The 15,938-nt window shown below is 33.7% G+C and carries 14 protein-coding genes; 8 read left to right on the plus strand and 6 right to left on the minus strand.

Translation table 11 applies throughout. The features are described from left to right. The 4 genes from NZ698_RS12090 to NZ698_RS12105 all read left to right on the plus strand — a co-directional run bounded on the left by NZ698_RS12090 (position 1) and on the right by NZ698_RS12105 (position 4,978). Complete coding sequence (locus NZ698_RS12090) at positions 1-1,206, plus strand: hypothetical protein (RefSeq protein WP_263003366.1); 1,206 nt, start codon at positions 1-3, stop codon at positions 1,204-1,206. 19 nt (positions 1,207-1,225) lie between these two features. Next, entirely contained in the window at positions 1,226-2,116 is an 891-nt protein-coding gene (locus NZ698_RS12095; RefSeq protein WP_263003367.1) for a YEATS-associated helix-containing protein, read from the plus strand. A gap of 199 nt (positions 2,117-2,315) precedes the next feature. Beyond that, entirely contained in the window at positions 2,316-3,608 is a 1,293-nt protein-coding gene (gene eno, locus NZ698_RS12100) for a phosphopyruvate hydratase (protein WP_263003368.1), read from the plus strand. An 83-nt stretch (positions 3,609-3,691) separates the two neighbouring features. Continuing rightward, entirely contained in the window at positions 3,692-4,978 is a 1,287-nt protein-coding gene (locus tag NZ698_RS12105; protein ID WP_263003369.1) for a citrate synthase, read from the plus strand. Positions 4,979-5,160: 182 nt separating this feature from the next. On the opposite strand, the gene NZ698_RS12110 is transcribed toward NZ698_RS12105, so the two are convergent. From NZ698_RS12110 to NZ698_RS12135, 6 genes are all read right to left on the minus strand, one after another. Then, positions 5,161-5,481 (minus strand): helix-turn-helix domain-containing protein, encoded by a 321-nt coding sequence (locus NZ698_RS12110; protein WP_263003370.1) that lies wholly within the window; start codon positions 5,479-5,481, stop codon positions 5,161-5,163. A 6-nt stretch (positions 5,482-5,487) separates the two neighbouring features. Next, on the minus strand, positions 5,488-5,925 hold the full coding sequence (locus NZ698_RS12115) for a hypothetical protein (RefSeq protein WP_263003371.1): 438 nt from the start codon (positions 5,923-5,925) through the stop codon (positions 5,488-5,490). Positions 5,926-5,983: 58 nt separating this feature from the next. Continuing rightward, positions 5,984-6,370 carry a transposase gene (locus NZ698_RS12120; protein ID WP_263003372.1) on the minus strand — a complete coding sequence of 129 codons (387 nt, stop codon included), beginning with the start codon at positions 6,368-6,370 and terminating at the stop codon, positions 5,984-5,986. Between the two features lie 333 nt (positions 6,371-6,703). Then, positions 6,704-7,036: a DUF4870 domain-containing protein gene (locus NZ698_RS12125; protein WP_263003373.1), complete on the minus strand. Its 333-nt coding sequence runs from the start codon at positions 7,034-7,036 to the stop codon at positions 6,704-6,706. Positions 7,037-7,305: 269 nt separating this feature from the next. Then, positions 7,306-9,768, minus strand: a complete 2,463-nt coding sequence (locus NZ698_RS12130) for a beta strand repeat-containing protein (protein ID WP_263003374.1) — start codon at positions 9,766-9,768, stop codon at positions 7,306-7,308. A 759-nt stretch (positions 9,769-10,527) separates the two neighbouring features. Next, positions 10,528-11,622 carry a phage tail-like protein gene (locus tag NZ698_RS12135; RefSeq protein ID WP_263003375.1) on the minus strand — a complete coding sequence of 365 codons (1,095 nt, stop codon included), beginning with the start codon at positions 11,620-11,622 and terminating at the stop codon, positions 10,528-10,530. A 521-nt stretch (positions 11,623-12,143) separates the two neighbouring features. Here NZ698_RS12135 and NZ698_RS12140 point away from each other — a divergent pair. The 4 genes from NZ698_RS12140 to NZ698_RS12155 all read left to right on the plus strand — a co-directional run bounded on the left by NZ698_RS12140 (position 12,144) and on the right by NZ698_RS12155 (position 15,928). Beyond that, entirely contained in the window at positions 12,144-12,704 is a 561-nt protein-coding gene (locus tag NZ698_RS12140) for a hypothetical protein (protein ID WP_263003376.1), read from the plus strand. A 185-nt stretch (positions 12,705-12,889) separates the two neighbouring features. Then, a complete protein-coding gene (locus NZ698_RS12145) occupies positions 12,890-13,222 on the plus strand; it encodes a helix-turn-helix domain-containing protein (protein ID WP_263003377.1) in 333 nt (110 codons plus the stop codon). Positions 13,223-13,637: 415 nt separating this feature from the next. Then, positions 13,638-14,552 carry a dimethylarginine dimethylaminohydrolase family protein gene (locus NZ698_RS12150; RefSeq protein WP_263003378.1) on the plus strand — a complete coding sequence of 305 codons (915 nt, stop codon included), beginning with the start codon at positions 13,638-13,640 and terminating at the stop codon, positions 14,550-14,552. Between the two features lie 98 nt (positions 14,553-14,650). Continuing rightward, the gene (locus NZ698_RS12155) at positions 14,651-15,928 is read left to right on the plus strand and encodes a hypothetical protein (RefSeq protein ID WP_263003379.1); all 1,278 of its coding nucleotides are present in this window, start codon (positions 14,651-14,653) and stop codon (positions 15,926-15,928) included. Positions 15,929-15,938: the final 10 nt, after the last annotated feature.

Raw genomic sequence — 15,938 nt, forward strand, 5'->3', positions numbered from 1 at the left:
ATGAAAACAAAAGTTTTTTTGATAATATTAATGATATTATTTATTAATATTTATTATTCACAGGAGGAAACCTCTGTTAATGTTGATTTATTAAAAGCACCATCTTCTCCCGCATCGAACTTATTGGGTATAGCAAATAGTGATATTAATAAGCCAACTGATATTGCGAATTTAATGCTGAATCTGCAAGATGTAACTTCAATGTTTAAAAATCAGGCGGGATATGCATTAGATTTTTCACCATATTGGTTATTTGGGAAAAGCACAAAAAGTTTAGATAATATTATTAATGACAATAATACAAGTGATATTCTCAAACAAACTTTAGTTTTTTCGGTTGCAATTAAAAATACTGATAGTACATCAACCAATTTACCAACAAATTCGGTCTTTACTTCTTTAGGATTTAAATTTTCGCTTTTTAGAGGAGAAATCAATGAAACAGTAAGAAAAAAGTATGATTCTGTAAAAAAACTGCATAAAAAAATTATCGATGACTTAGTTATAAAAAACAAAAATATTTCCAATGATCCACAAGTGCTTTCAATAGAAAAAGATTTGGCAATAATGTTTAAGGCAGGAAAGAAAGAGACTACTCAGTATCAACAGTTAAAGACAAGGCTTGATAGCATAAAAAATGAAAAACTCATAGCAAATAATACAGTTTTTAATTCTAGTCAAGAAAAAATAAAACTCTTACTGAAAGATTTTAATATATCCAGAAAAGGTTTCCTTTGGGACTTTGCAGGAGGTACAAGTCTCCAATTCAAGGAAAAAAGGTTCAACAATTCCAGAATTTACAACGCCGGTTTATGGACAGTTTTCGGCTATGCATTTGAAAATTCAGGAATTCCATTATTGCTTGTCCGATACATGTATAATCCAAAAAGCGATTGGATGACCACTGAAGATTTTAAACCGGATGGTAACTTCTCAACATTCGATGCAGGTATAAAATATGAATACTCTCCCAAAGATTCAAAGTTCACAGGTAGTTTTGAGGGATTATATAGAAGTTTTATTTCCGGTTCAGATTTGAAACCTACTTGGAAATGTGTTCTCAATTTAGATTATGCCATATTTCCAAACCAGCATCTTACACTTTCATTAGGAAAAGATTTTGACAACAACATCATCAAAAGCGGAAATGTTATAGCCGGACTTTCCTTCTTGAGCGGTATCGGAACTAAGAGAAAAATTCAATAATAAATTATAAACTGAAACAATGTATTTATTAGATATTTTAATCATAATGATCATTACTGGTCTTATAGGTGGAGCGGTTAATTATTTGTCAGATTCAAATAAAGTAACAGATACTTCAAAATTTAAACGATCTCTTTTGGAATGCTTATTCTTAGGTTTTGCTGCTACGATTATGATTCCTTTCTTCCTCAAATTAGCAGATAGTTCTTTGCTTCAAGATATAAATATAAAGAATGAAAAAAACGGATCTTACTCTGTATTTTGTAAAGAAAATTTGGCTTTGCCTTTTGCTCAAAATTATTTGCTTTGGTCTGCCTACTGCCTTCTTGGAGCTGCGGCTGGAATGAAGTTTATTGAATTATTAATCAGTAAAGTTTTAACCCAGGCTGAAAAACAGGAACTTCAGGAAAAAGTTCAGGAAAAAGTAAAGGCAGATAAAAAGAAAATTGAGAATCTGCTAGCAACCGAACATTTGATGACTTCAACCTCAAATTCTGAAAATCAGATAATCACAAAATCTGTTCAGACAGGTGTTCAAAAATCTATTGGTCCAATAAAATATCCCGGTGATCCCCAAAAAGGGAGATTTGGTTGTAAAAATAAAGATAATGGAAGAACTTTATCAGTAGAATATACCGATTCCAGAATAAAAGATTTTCTGAATTTAATCATTACCGTGTCTACGGATAGTCCAAATCACCCGTTTGAAGGTGACCTCTACCTTTATCTCCATGATTCATTTGCAAAATCATTGATTAAGATTGAAGCGGATGGTAAAGAAAAAGTTTCTTATGAAATTCCTTCTTACGGAGCATTTACAATAGGAGCAAGTGCAGATGATGGTCGCACTCTTTTGGAATTAGATTTGTCTGAATTAAAAAACTTTCCGGAAGATTTTAGAAACAGATAAATATTAAAAAAATAAAATTTAAAAGATTCTCCAATTATCTTAAAGATATTTGGAGAATTTTTATTTGTAGTTAATACGAATACTTATAAATAATTAAAATTAACTAAAATTTAACTCAAAAAACATCAATTGTCATCCTTCAATTAACAAAAAAACTTATTTTTTAATTAAATTTGTCTAAACTATAAATAAACAAAAAATGAGTTACATTTCTTACATAGAAGCGAGACAGATTTTGGATTCAAGAGGGAATCCTACAGTGGAAGTTGATGTATTTACAGAAAGTGGCGCGATGGGTCGTGCTGCAGTACCTTCTGGAGCATCTACCGGGGAACATGAAGCAGTAGAATTGCGTGATGGCGGTTCTGAGTGGATGGGGAAAGGTGTTTCTAAAGCTGTAGAAAATGTAAGAGAAGTGATTGCTCCTGAGTTAGTAGGTCTTCCTGTTTATGATCAGAATCTTTTGGATCAGATCATGATCGATTTAGACGGAACTAAAAACAAAGGAAATCTTGGTGCTAATGCAATTTTGGGTGTTTCTTTAGCTGCTGCAAAAGCTGCTGCTGCTGAACTAAAAATGCCGTTATACAAATACATCGGTGGTGTCAATGCAAATACACTTCCTGTTCCGATGATGAATGTGATCAATGGAGGTTCTCACTCAGATGCTCCAATTGCTTTTCAGGAATTTATGGTAATGCCGGTAAAAGCAGATTCTTTCTCTCATGCATTGAGAAAAGGAACTGAGATTTTCCACAACCTGAAAGCGATTCTTCATTCAAGAGGTCTTTCTACTGCGGTAGGTGACGAAGGTGGTTTTGCTCCAACGTTCAAAGGAACTGAAGATGCTTTGGATACTTTACTTCAGGCTATCGAAAAAGCAGGTTACAAACCGGGTGATGATGTAATGATCGCATTAGATTGTGCAGCTTCAGAATTCTACAAAGACGGAGTTTATGATTACAGAAAATTCCAGACTCCGGATGCAGCTCAGTTTTCAAGCAGTGAGCAGGTTTCTTACTTAGCTGAATTGGCCAATAAATATCCTATTATCTCTATCGAAGACGGTATGCAGGAAAATGACTGGGAAGGTTGGAAAATGTTAACCGATAAAATCGGTGACAGAGTACAATTGGTTGGTGATGATTTATTTGTAACAAATGTTGAGAGATTAAAAAGAGGTGTTGACGAAGGAATTGCAAATTCAATTTTGGTTAAAGTAAACCAGATTGGTTCTCTTTCTGAAACAATGGCTGCTGTACAGATGGCTCAACACAACAAGTTTACATCAGTAATGTCTCACAGATCTGGTGAAACCGAAGATTCTACAATTGCTGATCTGGCAGTAGCAATGAATTGTGGTCAGATCAAGACTGGTTCTGCTTCAAGATCAGACAGAATGGCGAAATACAACCAGCTTTTAAGAATTGAGGAAGCTTTGGGTGATACTGCTTATTTCCCGGGATTAGACGCTTTCAAAATTAAAAGATAAAATTAAAATAAAAAAAACAGCAAACTTTTTTAGTATTGCTGTTTTTTGTGTATTTTTAAGAAATTTAAATAAAATATTATATAATGTCAGACAACAAAGTTATATTGAATTATGACGGTAATTCGTATGAATATCCTATCGTAGATAGTACAATCGGAGACAGAGGAATAGATATTTCAAAATTAAGAGACCAAACGGGTCTTATTACCTTAGACTTAGGATACAAAAATACAGGTGCTACATTAAGTGACATCACTTATCTTGATGGTGACCAGGGAGAATTATTCTACAGAGGTTATCCTATCGAGCAAATCGCTGAAAAGTCAAATTTTACAGAAGTAATGTACCTTTTGTTACACGGTGAATTGCCTACAAAAGAACAATTTGAAACCTTCAACGGTAACATCAAAAAATATAACTTCGTAGCAGAGGAGATGAAAAAAATCATCGATGCTTTCCCTCGTTCTGCTCATCCTATGGGAGTTTTATCTACTCTTACTTCTGCTTTAACTGCTTTCAACCCTAAAGCGGTTAACGTACAATCAAAAGAAGAAATGGATCTTGCTGCAGAATTGTTGATTGCTAAATTTGCTCACCTTGCAGCGTGGACGTACAGAAAAACTTTAGGTTTACCATTAAACCACGGAGACAACAGTCTGAACTATGTAGAAAACTTCTACAAAATGGCATTCAGATTACCAAATGAAGAATTTGAAATCAATCCTGTGGTAACTGCTGCTTTAGATAAATTATTAATTCTTCACGCTGATCACGAGCAAAACTGTTCTACATCTACTGTAAGAATGGTAGGTTCTGCTCACACAGGTCTTTTTGCTTCAGTTTCTGCCGGTATTTCTGCACTTTGGGGTCCACTTCACGGTGGTGCAAACCAGGCAGTTATCGAAATGCTTGAATTGATTGAAAAAGATGGTGGTGACGTAAACAAGTGGGTAGCTAAAGCAAAAGATAAGAACGACAGCTTCCGTTTGATGGGATTCGGACACAGAGTATACAAGAACTTCGATCCGAGAGCAAAAATCATCAAAAAAGCTGCTGACGATTTATTGGCTGCTTTAGGAATTGAAGATAAAGCTCTTGATATTGCAATGCAATTAGAAAAAGTAGCTCTAGAAGACGAATACTTCATCGAAAGAAAATTATATCCAAACGTAGACTTCTATTCTGGAATCATCTACAGAGCATTAGGAATCCCTACAGAAATGTTTACCGTAATGTTCGCATTAGGAAGACTTCCGGGATGGATCGCTCAATGGAAAGAAATGAGATTGAAAGGAGACCCAATCGGAAGACCAAGACAGGTTTACCAAGGTGCTCAAAAAAGAGATTACATCGATATTTCAAACAGATAATATTGGTTTCTCGTATACATTTAAAATCCCAAAGTTTTGCTTTGGGATTTTTTTGTAACAACTATTTAATATAAAATTCAGGAATATCTGTTTTCTTCAATTATAAAATTATCATTTCCTTTCGCAAAATTTGATAAAACAAAAACTTATCATCACTCCAACCCTAAAATCCTCCAACCCAATTAAACCTCACTTGCAAACCACTTCTTCCATTGCGCAACGGTATTCCGGCTTAGTCTGTATTTTAAAGAAATAAAACTGTTTGAAAGTTCATTTTCTTTTTGATATTTTAAAATTCTCAAAATACTTTTTTTATCGTAGCATTTCAGTCTTTGGTTGGACGGTATTGGTGATTGGCTGTTGTAGATAAAATCATTGATCTGAATAATATCGAGATGAGTAGGTTCTTTTTTTGAAAGAAAATTTTTGATCTCTCTTGTATTCAGTTTATCCGGGAATTTGTCAATGATAAGATCATTGTATATATTGATGTAATCTGGCATTTTAATTTAACAATTTTTAAAATTATTTTGAATTTTTTGAAGGTCGGTGTGTTTTATATGATTAATAGGGAAGTGTATTTTGCTGAATTTCTGATCGTCTCTTCGGAAGATAATGATCAGATAATTGTACCAGAATGATTTTTTTATATATAATTTATTGATCTTATAAAGCGGCATTTCAATCTGATTTTGCTGTTTCTGGGTATGGAAGAGACTGTATCTTTTAAGCGAAAGCACCTCTCCGGAATTTTCGTACTCAATGTATTTGAGACGGAATATTCTTAAAATATTATAGATGAGTAGTAAATAACCAATGTATTGAATCTTCCTGAATATTTCCGGCTGAAAAAATAGTAGTCCTGCGAGCAAAGAAATTATTACTATTGTGATGCACATATGAATAACAAATAGAAATCTGATGATGCTTTTATTATTGATTTTCATAAGACAGATCGGTATTACGTTTTTTAAGCCATTTGTAGAGTGTTGTTTTTGGTATCTTTTACCTTTCCAATACTTCAGGGATGCTCTTTTTTTGTTTGGTAATGAGTTCCAGAAGATAGTCGATCACTTCCTGTGTGTAGATGTTTTTCTTGAATGCAGGAAGTTCAGATGGAGGCATATTCGGGTTTTTGCATGGCGGTGAATACAGAATGAGATGTCCTGTGTAGATTCTGAAAAAATCATAATTCAGCAGTTTACACCATCTGAGCAGATCTGAAGTCGCAATATCTTCACTTTCATAAAACTTTATTATATCTTCTTCTCTTAGATCAAAAAAATTGCAGATCCTGTTGATGTCAATTTTATTTTCGATTACTTTAAGGTGGATGTAATGCCCGATGTGAATGTCTTTCAGGCTTTTATCAACAATATACTTTTCTTTCATAATTGATGACTTTATTTAATGATGATGAATGATTGAGAGATAAAAAATAACAAGCCATTGACTTTTTGAGAAAACAGCTTGTTATGAAAAAAAAATAAACGAATTTTTGAATTTTTTCTCTCACTATTTGTGTTCTTGTATCTTTATTGTCCTGGGATAAAACTTCGGCCGTGAAAAATTCTTGGCCGAAGAAATGATGAAAAAAAATCGACAGAACATAATTATTTGTTATAGCCGGAATAAGATCGCTTCTCTTTTCTGCCGCCAATTAAAACACAAATAATTAAAAAATATCTATTTTGAATTAGATTAAGAATGGCTATAACGCTGTAATTATTTTTGTGAAATAAAGGAAAACTTTCCTTCAAACAAACCTCCGATAATCGGGAGTACTGTATTCTTTTCAATTGCTGCGTTGATGATTCCTACAATCATAAGAATGAAAAAAAGAATATTGACAAGAGACAATAGTCCCAGTGCCGGTACTACAGATGCAATAGCCGAAACTGCAATACCCACAACAAAGCTGATAATAGATAAACCCAGACCTTGCTGAAGATGAGTGAGAAGCATAGGATTTTTTCTCTCTTCTTTTGAACTGAAATAAGCAAGCAGCCAACCGATAATGGTGATGTAGCTGACAATTGATAATGTTTTTTGATTCATAATTTTTATATTTAAAATGTGTTTTTTTTAGTTTCAACCTGCTTCGTGTCAGTTCCATACGGGAAGACAAAGGGGGATTCCTGCTTTGTGTGAATTTCCTATGAAAACAGATTTTGTAATTAACCTATCGCTATTTTTTTTAAAAAACCTCCGGTTTTGAAGATTGTACAATACATAGTATGACACCGGAGGTTTTACACAAACATCTAAAAAAACTTATAGTGATAAACTATATTGTCTGAACTTCTGCATCTTATCAGCAGAATGTTTTACTGAACTGAAATAATGACCCATGCAGCACCCGTGCTCTGTACAACAAAAGATCTTCCTCCTGCGCTTGCATTAAGACCATACGATGTAAAATTAGAACCGTTTTGTCTGAAGTTACCCGTAATTGTAATATTACCTGCTGTGTCATTTATGATATTATAGATACGCCCTATGTTGTTAGAATCTGCTGCAGGAAGTAAGGCATCACCTTGCGCCAGAACTGTATAATCTGTTGCGCTTAAAGTTTGTCCTGCTGGAAGCGATCTGATGTTTGCCGATACCGAACCCGCAATTTGTAATGTTGAGTTGGGTGTACTTGATCCGATACCCACATTACCCAAACTCTTGATACGCATTTTTTCTTCGACGCTTCCTTCTCCAGTATTAAAAGTAAAGAACCCGGATCCTCCAGCAGAAGTAAGCTGAAACTCGTTACTTTCTGTTGCGGATTTGTAACCTACATGAGAAACTCCGTTTCCGTCATTGGCACGTCTGAATGTGATTGCTCCTGACTGATTTTGTTTCCCGACAATGATCTGTCCGGAATTATCTCCTGGTCGGTCGTGCATTATACCTACAGGATTTGAAGGACTGGAAGTTCCTACACCTAAAAATCCTTCTAAATAGTTTTTCTTTGTAGCACCTAAAAGATAAAGACCATATTTATTTGTGATAGGATTAGTCGGGTTAATATCTGTTGCATAAAAATCATAATAGTTTGTAATTGTACCAGAATATGTAGGAAGAATACTATTTGTAATGTTGGTTCCAAACAGGTTGGTTATACTCGCGCTCGAAGATTGCAATGTAGAACCTGCTCTGATCGAAGCTGCATTAGTAATTGTTCCTGTTTGTGTAGCATAAACATTTAATGAACCAGAAATAGCGAAAAGATTAGCTAAACTAGATGATGTTTGTGCATGAACTGCACCTTGCAAACCAAGAGTAGTTGTGGATTTTGCACTTCCTTGTATATATGCTGAACCACGACCTCCGTAAACTTGTGTTGCTAATCCAGAACCTAAATGATAAGCATTAAAAGTTCCACCTCTTAATTGTCCTATAGCAATACTGTTAGTGGTTTCTGTACTGGCAAAAGCTTCCATTGCACCAAACGTCTGCCCTGCTCTTGTTTCGGTTGCATCTAAAACCAATCTTTGATCTGAAGCGGTGTAAGCAGGATAAGCCGAATCTACAGTTGCTATATTATTTGATCTTGTAAAATGCGTATTATAACTGTTCTTCCCTGTTTTATAATCTAATGAACTAATTGCACCTGTAGCAGCATCAAAATCTTGTACTGTTGTTCCTGTTTTATCAAATTGTTTAAAACCTTTATCTGTGTAAGAAATATTATCTTTTAGCGCTGTGTAAATTAAATCTACGCTGTTATTTGCATCATTATTTACCCATGCATCGTTGGTTATATCTAATCCGTTTAAATTTGCTGCTGTTCTAGTCAAAACACCATTTGCGTCAACGGTAACGATATTATCTGTTGCAGAACCTGCTGCTAAACCTTCAAAACGAACAGGATTTGTGGTTGCTTTTACATGTAAAGAATTTGTGGGCGCAGAAGTATTAATACCAATATTTCCTGCCGGAGCTGCCAAAGTTCCGGTCATTCCTGCTCCGAAGATGGTGTTTCCGATGTTCATCTGATTGCTGCCAGTGTTGGAAGCTAATTGTACCTGACTCCCAATTGCTATATTCTTATCTCCAGCTGTCAATGCTGAAGCTGCACTACGACCAAGTGCAACGTTATCGCTACCTGTAGTATTATAATACAATGCCTGTAAACCTAATGCTGTATTAAAATTTCCTGTTGTATTACTAATTGTACTTTGGTATCCTATTGCGGTATTATAAGAACCTTTTGAGTTATGTGTTAATGAGCCTAAACCCATTGCTGTATTATCGGCTCCAGAAGTATTTCCAGTCAATGAACCACTACCGACAGCAGTATTATTGAATGCTGTATTTAATGTCAATGCATTATTACCGATAGCTGTATTGCCTCTTCCAACAAGATTGACTTTCAAAGCTTGATAACCTATAGCAGTATTTAGGCTTCCGTCTGCATTTAAGTTTAAAGCTTCGTAACCCAGAGAGGTATTTTGATAACCGGTTGTCATTGCAGCCGATGCTGTATAACCTAAAGAGGTGTTGTTTTTTGCAGGATCTATATAACCAGACTGCAAATTATTTACTTTAAATATTAAACCGGCATTATCTGTTGTTCCCACAAAGTTGGTTCCTGGAGTAGTTCCTGCATTTCCTGTTAATCCCCAGTTATTTGCAAGACCAGAAGCTGCCAATGTTGATTTTGTAAGCACACCATTAGAATTTACTGTTAAGATGTTGTCTGTTGCTGCTCCTGTTGATAAATCTCCAAAACGTACTTTTACCTGCGTTGGTGTAGATAGAATAATTGGATGTTGCTCCCTGGTTAATATCTTCAAAGTACAAACCGTAAGCATTGGTCAGTGTAGAACCCGCAACTTTGGTTTGTGTACCATAATAGTTATAAGCATTTGTAGTTGTTCCTGTCTGGATCTGTACCATACTTTTATTAGAAATAGCATTGGTAACCGTACCTGTACCGCCAATTCGGGCTAAACTTTGTACCGCTTCCAAATTGGTCACATTGCTTCCGCTATTCGTTGAAGCTCTTCCAACTAATCCGTTAAGATTGGTAACATTTCCTGAACCGCTTAGCTGATTGTCTGATACAAAACCTCTTATAAAGGCATAATTGCTGGTGTTTCCTGGTAAAGTACTTATTCCATGTAATGTTTCAGTAATATTTGAGTTTGGTGAATAGCCGTTTGCAATGGATGATGTTGCATTGTTAATATACATTGATTTTCCAGAAGCAACTGTAGGCAAAATATCTGATGAAGTGCCTCTTACATTGTATAAATTATTTCCATTACTTTGATAGAAAGTTAATTGATCCTGATAATTTCCTTGCAACAAAGCACCTTTGTCATTTACGGCAACTCCTGTATTTGCGTCTCTTGCCGTTGTTCCGTCAGATTTAGTTCCTAATTCTACTCTTGTATTGGCAGAATTATTTACCCATGCATCATTTGTAAGATCTACCCCAAAAGTGAGCGGAGAAATTTTCTTTAAAACGCCACTTGCATCAACAGTTACCACATTGTCTGTAGCAGAACCGGCTGTCAAACCTTCAAAACGAACAGGATCGGTTGTCGCTTTCACGTGAAGCTGATTGGTGGGAGCTGTAAGGGAGCTGTTCCTATTCCTACTTTTCCGTTAAAATAGTTAGACCAGTCATTGGCAATATATACACCGTATTTATTGGTAATAGTTCCGGTATTTCCGTTGGGAGTTCCCATATAGTAGCCAAAATAATCAGTAATACTTCCGGCTCCCTGATTGTTTGGTGTTAAATTAATTCCGTAAAATCTTGACGTTGGTCCTACCGATCCGTTACCATTTCCTGCAAGAATATTTAATCCTGAGATAACGGCAATCGTTCCTGTTCCGTCAGTATTTCCGATATGTGGTGCACGGTAAGCAAAAATAGAAGCTCCCGAAACATCGCCACCCGGTTTTGTCGCACCATTATCGGCTGAAAGGGATATTGCTGTACTTAAAGATCTTAACGAACCTGTACTTGGTGTACCCGCTTTTACTCTTACATCAAATCTGTTGGCAATACCAAATCCCGGTTGTGGATTGGTTGGATCACCTGTGAAATTTGAAATATCGTCACTGTAAAAGTCAGTTCGTACTCCTGCAAAACCGTTGCTCATATTCATATTATATGCTTGAGCAGAATCTCCAATCACAACACCACCATGATTATTGATGTGCATTCTGTACTTTCCGTTGGTCTTGAACATCAGGTCTGTATTATCATTCGTCCCGATATAGTTGGTTCCTCTTGTCGTTCCTGAGTTTCCTAAAGTTTTCCAAGCCTCATTATTTGTTGAGCCTTTGACGCTTTGCCAAACCAAACCATCAAAATAATAATATCCCGCTGTTGTAATATTGACTCTTTGAGTCAGGGTATCGCCACCTAAAACATCAGTAATATATACCAATGCTCCTTTTTGATCTGTACCATATAATGCGTTTCCTTTGGCAGTAAGTTCTGCTCTGGTCAAACGTGGCGCCTGAAAACCGGTAACATCTGTGTTCAAGGAATTTCCTGAGGTATCGCTTTTGCCTCGCACATCCATTGATGTTTTTGGATCGCTAGTGTTAATCCCAACTCGTCCCTCTTGCGCCATGGCAATACCACAAAAACTTACCAGCATAATCGCTGAAATAATTGTTTTTTTCATCATTTAGTTTTTTAAAAATTATTGTTCTGTCGTTGACTTCTTCTGAATGTAAGTGCTGAGATCATTTTTGATTGTACAAAATATATTATTACATGCACAAAAAAATGAGTAGCTAAAAGCCCAGTTTTCTACATCAGAAAGACTAAAAATTGTTTCGATGCAAAATTTCATATTTTTTTAATGAAACAAAATAATTGAATAAGTCCATTGATAAATTGAGTAGTTGTTTTTGGTACTAAATTGATTTTCAATTGTTTTTGAATTTAAATTTTACGAATTAACTTATCGATTTTACGAATTAACTTATTGTTTCTAAGTATTTGTCATTCTACTAACATGAATTTACTGCAAAACATAACCATTTGATTTTTTAATACTTAAACGATTTTATATATTTGTGCCCGATGTTTATTTGCATAAGTAGGGTTTGAAATAACCAAATGTGATTTTAAATATTTTATTTATGAAAATTGAACAGCTAAACAAAAACACAAGCTCAAAATAATAGACTCACAAATGCTATGAAAAATTTTGAAAGCGAACTATACAATAAGAGAAGAGAATTTAGCGAATGGTTTACTTTCTCTATTTTAGGGATGTTTTTATTCTACATACTATTGATTTTTCTGATCAGGGATATTGGGCATCAACCTTTTGCCTTGCCAAAAAGTATCCTTATTTTAGGATTTTTAATTACGACCTATACTGTCTTTCTTATTTCTAAAATGCGTTTTGATTTTATTAGAACGTACATAGTCATACTCATTTCACTGTTATTTCTTATTACCTACATCAGCATGTTGCTATGTAATATCTCAAAAACGATTTATCTGTTATACATTCCAATAGCGCTTATGGTAATGCTGGTTACATCTTTCAGGAATAGTGTTTATTTTTCTTTTTTTATTATTGCAGGCTGTTTTTTTATATCAGAAGTTTCAGAATTATCAGGCATTGCATTAGATAAAGATTTATATAAAAATAATCCTGAAGCATTGCATTATCAGGAATACATCGTAGTTGTCATCGCTGCATATTTTACATTTCTTATTCTATACTATCATCTTGAGTTTATTAAATAAAAAACAATTACAGTTATTCTAACGACGTTGTTTCCGTAGAAAATAACGAGTCTAATTTTCAAAACGCAGCTTTCATAAGTGAAACAAGAGAGGAAATAAATCAGCTCATCAATAAGCAAAAAACAGAAGACAGCTTACCTGCAACTGCCAAAAAAGATAAACTGGAAGATTTGTATCAGAAAATAATGTACTGCTTACAATCTGAAAAGCCGTATCAATGTCCGAAATTCAACATTAGAAAACTGGCAGAGTTATTAGAAACTAACACGACCTATGTTTCAAAAGCATTGAATGTATTTGGTGAAAAGAAGTTTAACCAACTGGTAAACGAATTAAGAATAGAGCAGGTGAAAAATGATATCGTTACGAATGAACACCAAAAATTTACATTAGAATACATTTATACCCGTGCAGGATTCAGACAACAGTCGACCTTTAACAGAATGTTTAAAGAACAGACTGGGATGACGCCTTCAGATTTTATAGACTCATATAATGATATAGAAATCTCAAATTAATACTGATAATTTCAATTTCCTGTAATGCTTTCATTCATTTTAAAGGTTGAAAATAAATTTGAACTCTTTAATTTTATAGTACAAGTTATCATTTCGGGTGCTCAAAATTTATCACATTTCTGAAATTTTATATATTTAAAAGTAAACTGAATTTCTAAATTGATCTTTTCTGATCTTGAATAAAGATAATATCGTCTGATTTGGGTAATTTCTCATCAATTATATCTGGTAAACTGAGATTAGTCAGATAAAATTTAACGAGGTTTACATTAAATACAATGTCTGTGTCGCTGACTAAAATCACTGCATTTTATTGAATATTAAATTTTTGACTTCAATGTTCTTTAATTATATTTGTGGCTCATGCTATGTAATCCATGCTTTAATTAAAGCAAAGACATTAGACGTATTTTTTATGAAACTAAATATCAAAAACGAAACCGGCAAACTGAAATCAGTGGTTTTGGGACAGCCTAACTCAATGGGGCCAAATCCTACTTTAGAAGAAAGTTATGATGCAAAATCATATCATTCCATTCAGCATAATATTTATCCGAAAGAGAAAGATATCATCAATGAAATGGAAGCTTTTGAAAAAGTTTTGAAAAAATATGATGTTGAGGTTCTACGTCCGAGCATTATCAAAGATTACAATCAGGTTTTTGCAAGAGATGTTTCGTTCGTCATTGATGACAAAATGATTATTTCTAATGTCATCGCCGATCGTGCAGACGAGCAGGATGCTTATCGTTCGATTTTCGAAAAAGTGAAATGGAGAGATATTATCAATCTTCCTGACACTGCACACATTGAAGGCGGAGATGTCATCGTATGGAATGATTTCATTTTCATAGGAACCTGCTTTTCACAAGATTACAGGAATTTCAAGACAGCCAGAACCAACGAATATGCGATCGAAATCCTGAAAGAATATTTTCCAAAGAAACGAATTCTCGATTTTGAATTAAAGAAAAACGACAGAGAACCTTATCAGGGAATCTTGCATTTAGATTGCACATTCAATCCGATCGGAACGGATAAATGCATCATCTATAAAAACGGTTTTGTTGACGAAAGTGATTATCAGTTGATTATTGATATTTTCGGGGAAGAAAACTGTTTCCACGTTACGGATGAAGAAATGTTTGAAATGGTTCCGAATGTTTTTTCAATTTCTCCGGAAGTTGTCGTTTCAGACAGTTCGTTTACAAGAATGAATAATCACCTTAGAAACGAATGGGGAATAACCGTAGAAGAAATTCCATATAGAGAAATTTCTAAAATGGGAGGTTTGTTGAGGTGTTCTACAATGCCTTTGGTGAGGGAATAAAAATCAATTTAATATCATTGAAAAGACTACTTTTCTTTTTTCTTCTACTTTTAATTAATAAAACCTTTTCTCAGCAAAAACTGAATTGGGGTGAAGTTTTGTATGGAAGCGTTAAAGGTTTAAAAGAAAATCAAATTAAAACTTTAAAGCTAAAACAGGGCAATAAAGTTCTTAGATCAGTCGAGTTAATTTCAGGCAAATCCATTCTTGTTAAAGATTCTTTAAATACAGAATACTATGATTTTGATGATGAAAATCGATTAATCTCTGTGAAGTCAGTCAAAGATAATTGGGAGCAGAACTTTATATTGAATTTTAAAGATAATAATATCAATCAAGTTTCAAGAAAAATTAATAATAATGGAATTGTAGTCTTCAATAAATTTTCAAAAGTTTTGTTTAATAATTCTTTGTACGAAGAAAGGGAAGTCTACAACTTTGATAGCAAGAAAAATGATTCTCTGTATGTTTTCAGAACAAGATATTTTTTTAATCAAGAAAATCCAGATTTAAGTTATAAAGAAACGTATGATAATAGAAACGTTTGGAGTAAGAAATATTTTAATCAAACGGAGGTAAGAAAAAAAGTATTCAAAGACTATTTTATTGTAGATTCGACTTTGCAGAAAGATTATAAAGTTACTAAATATCATTTTGAAAATTATCCTAATCGGCAAATAATCATAATTGAAAAAGATTCTATTATTACGATTCATAAAGAAAATGAGAAAAAAGTAAGTGAAAAATTAGAATATGCAGGCTTACCTTTCAGAGAAATTTTTTATAATGAAAATGAGAATGTAAAAGAGAAGATTATTTATAGAAATTATCAAAATACTTTTAATGATTGGATTCTTTGGGAAGAGAGAAAATATGATGGAAAGGGAAAGCTAATCAGTCGGAGACGTCCTAATAAAAAAGAGTATAAATTAATAAATGGAGTTCTGACCTTTAGGAGTAGTGTATCTAGAATAAATACCCGAGACTATATTTGGAGTGATCATAAACGCAAATATTTTGAGTATTATTATGCAAAGATCTATTCTCCTTCGATATTATTAAATCTAAATGTTTCTAACAGACTTATACAGAATTTTGATACGACATCTATTTTTGAAAGTGATGAAATGATTTACATGAATATTAAATTTCAAAATGACACAAAAATAATTTCAGAATATTCATCATCAGAAGATGTAAGAAAAGAAGGAATAAGAACTGCAAAGACTCTTAGAAGATATAGCGACAGCTATTTTACAGATTTGGAAGTTGAAGCAGAAACATTTTCAGAAAAAAAATATAGTATTAATATTTGTGAAAATCTGAATCTTTTATCTTTTCCAATCCACACATTTTTAATTAAAGAAGAAAATTAAATCAAACAAA

This window comes from Chryseobacterium edaphi, assembly GCF_025628985.1.
Taxonomy (GTDB): Bacteria; Bacteroidota; Bacteroidia; order Flavobacteriales; family Weeksellaceae; genus Chryseobacterium; species Chryseobacterium edaphi.

Coding starts and splice junctions, on each gene's coding strand:
- NZ698_RS12090 (WP_263003366.1), top strand. CDS start 1: ATGAAAACAAAAGTTTTTTTGATAATATTAATGATATTATTTATTAAT.
- NZ698_RS12095 (WP_263003367.1), top strand. CDS start 1,226: ATGTATTTATTAGATATTTTAATCATAATGATCATTACTGGTCTTATA.
- eno (WP_263003368.1), top strand. CDS start 2,316: ATGAGTTACATTTCTTACATAGAAGCGAGACAGATTTTGGATTCAAGA.
- NZ698_RS12105 (WP_263003369.1), top strand. CDS start 3,692: ATGTCAGACAACAAAGTTATATTGAATTATGACGGTAATTCGTATGAA.
- NZ698_RS12110 (WP_263003370.1), bottom strand. CDS start 5,481: ATGCCAGATTACATCAATATATACAATGATCTTATCATTGACAAATTC.
- NZ698_RS12115 (WP_263003371.1), bottom strand. CDS start 5,925: ATGAAAATCAATAATAAAAGCATCATCAGATTTCTATTTGTTATTCAT.
- NZ698_RS12120 (WP_263003372.1), bottom strand. CDS start 6,370: ATGAAAGAAAAGTATATTGTTGATAAAAGCCTGAAAGACATTCACATC.
- NZ698_RS12125 (WP_263003373.1), bottom strand. CDS start 7,036: ATGAATCAAAAAACATTATCAATTGTCAGCTACATCACCATTATCGGT.
- NZ698_RS12135 (WP_263003375.1), bottom strand. CDS start 11,622: ATGAAAAAAACAATTATTTCAGCGATTATGCTGGTAAGTTTTTGTGGT.
- NZ698_RS12140 (WP_263003376.1), top strand. CDS start 12,144: ATGAAAAATTTTGAAAGCGAACTATACAATAAGAGAAGAGAATTTAGC.
- NZ698_RS12145 (WP_263003377.1), top strand. CDS start 12,890: ATGTACTGCTTACAATCTGAAAAGCCGTATCAATGTCCGAAATTCAAC.
- NZ698_RS12150 (WP_263003378.1), top strand. CDS start 13,638: ATGAAACTAAATATCAAAAACGAAACCGGCAAACTGAAATCAGTGGTT.